The 2,223-nt window shown below is 71.6% G+C and carries 2 protein-coding genes; both read left to right on the top strand.

Going from position 1 to position 2,223, the window contains the following annotated elements:
* On the top strand, nucleotides 1–1,783 hold a 1,783-nt coding region (locus AC08OU_RS23100; RefSeq protein ID WP_476605788.1), incomplete at its 5' end, for a MinD/ParA family ATP-binding protein.
* Entirely contained in the window at nucleotides 1,716–2,132 is a 417-nt protein-coding gene (locus AC08OU_RS23095) for a DUF6112 family protein (protein ID WP_462187218.1), read from the top strand. The genes AC08OU_RS23100 and AC08OU_RS23095, both read left to right, overlap by 68 nt.
* Nucleotides 2,133–2,223 lie beyond the last annotated feature (91 nt).

The raw sequence follows: 2,223 nt of genomic DNA, 5'->3' as shown, positions 1-2,223 counted from the left end.
GCGCGCCTCCGCGCCCCGTCGTCCGCAGCCTCCGCGGCCGCCGCGGACGACACCGGCCGCGCCGACGGATGCGGCGTCGATCGGCGGCCCGAGCGATCCGCCGACGGCAACCGTTCCATCCACCGCGGCCGGCCGGCCAGCCCCGACCGGCCCGATCGAGGTAACCAGCCCGATCGAGGTAACCAGCCCCGGGGATCCGCAGGCCCCTCCCACGGACCATCCGGTCGTCTCCGAATCGTCCGTCCCGGGCCACATCTCCGCGGTGCCGGTCGCACCGCCGGTCGCCCGCTACACGCCGGCCGTGCCCGTCGCGCCCGTCTCGCCCGCCGCGGGCATGAAGCAGCTGACGGCTCCAGCACTCCCCACCGCGCAGCCGCAGCCGCAGCCGGACCCGGCGTCTCGATCCACCCGCAAGGCCGCGGCGGCAGGCGGCCAGACCGTCTCGCGTCGCCAGCCGTCGTCGGACGGTCGGCTGTGGCCGTGGCAGGAGCCGTGGGTCGGCGTGCGCGATCTCGAACCGTGGGAAGAGATTCCGGTACGGCTCTCTCTGCGCGACCGGGCCCGTATCCCGTTGCCCGGTTCATGGCGGATCGCGGTGACCTCGCTGTTCCCCTACTCCGGGACCACCACCCTTGCCGGAGTCGTCGGGCTGACCCTCGCCGGGGTGCGGGCGCAGCCGGTCCTCGCGGTCGATCTCTGGCCGGGGAAGTCTCCCGGGGGGGCGCCATCGTCGCCTGTGGGCACCGACACCGAGGACGAGGACGAACCACGCGGTGATCCGCTCGCGATCCGGGTCGGCGCGGCCGGAACGACGACGGTCGCCGACGTCGCCCGCCGGCAAGCCTCCGACAGTACGGTGACCGATCTACCCCTGATGATCAATGGTCGTCCCGCGGGCAGCACCAGGGACCTCGACGTGCTTCCCGTGCGACGCGGTGTTGGCGGAGGAGCCGACCGGCACGACGGTGACGGTTCCGGCGACGAGGCGTCCGCCGTCGTCCCCGCGGACGACACCGTCGCCCCGACCGGACTGCGGTCCGTGCTCGGCCTACTCGCGCATTCCTATCCACTGGTGCTGGTCGACGCGCCGGCCGAGGCACCGCTGACGCCTACGGCGGTCCAGGCCGCGGACCTCATCATCCTCGTCACGCTCGCGACCGCCGCCGATCTGGAGGCGACGCTCACCAGACTGTGTACGTTGCGGGACGCGGCGGGTGGTGGCTCAGCCAGACACGGCGGGCCGATGATTGTGGCGGCCATGATCGCGCCACGCCGGGGCCGTCCCTCGCCCCGGACCCGCGCGGCGGCGGCCCGGCTCGGGAGGCAGGTCGACACGCTGATCCGGATCCCGTACGACGCCCGGCTCGACCCCAGCAGGCATACTCCGGTACGGATTCCTCGGCTACGCCGACGTACTCGCCGCGCCTATCTCCGGCTGGCCGCGGCTGCCGTGGAAGCCCTGTTCACTCTCGCGAAAGCCGAGGTCACGGCCGCTGCGGGCGCTGTCGATCAGCCGGGGGCCGCGGCTGGCGGCGCCGCGGAGGCGGTCACCGCCCGTGCAGATTCTGACGCTTCCGGCGGCCCACGAGCGACTACCGAGGATCACCGTGCGGCGCAGGGCGTATCATTTGGCGACCTACGGTCACCAACGGCACCCACAAGGATCGCCGGACCGGATCGGCCGGGCGGCCCCCGCCTGTGGGAAAGGAACCGAGATGATCCTGGACGCCGCCGCCGTCAAGGCGACCGTTGTCCTCGCCGAGATACAGGTCAACCCGGATGACTCCAAGGCGCCTGGCATCAATGCTCTGAAAGACCTGGTCAACGGCCTGGCGGCCTATGCGGTGGTCGCTGCAGTCGCCGCCGTGCTACTGGGTGGTATCGCATGGGCACTCGGCGAGCGGATGGGCCTCGAGCGCGCGTCGATGGTCGGCAAGAGCGGTGTGATCGCGGGCTTCGGTCTCGCATTCCTCGTCGGTGCCGCGGCAGCCTTCGTCAACTTCTTCCTTGCCACCGGCGCAACGGCCACCGCGCCCGACCCTAACCCGGCTGGCCAGCGTCAACCCGCCGTCGAGCTCACCGTTGCCGTTGACCCCGGCGTGGTCCATGACCCATCGTCAACGCTCTTCTGACCTGTTCCCCGGATACCAGCGGGCGGACATTGCGATGATGACCGTGCCGTCTTGTGAGGGGAGTGGGCGTTGGTAAGGAGTCGAAATGAAA

This window comes from Frankia sp. CcMO1 (assembly GCF_977945845.1).
The sequence above is the reverse complement of the archived record's forward strand: the minus strand, read 5'-3'. Positions and strand labels throughout refer to the sequence as shown.

Coding starts and splice junctions, on each gene's coding strand:
- AC08OU_RS23095 (WP_462187218.1), top strand. CDS start 1,716: ATGATCCTGGACGCCGCCGCCGTCAAGGCGACCGTTGTCCTCGCCGAG.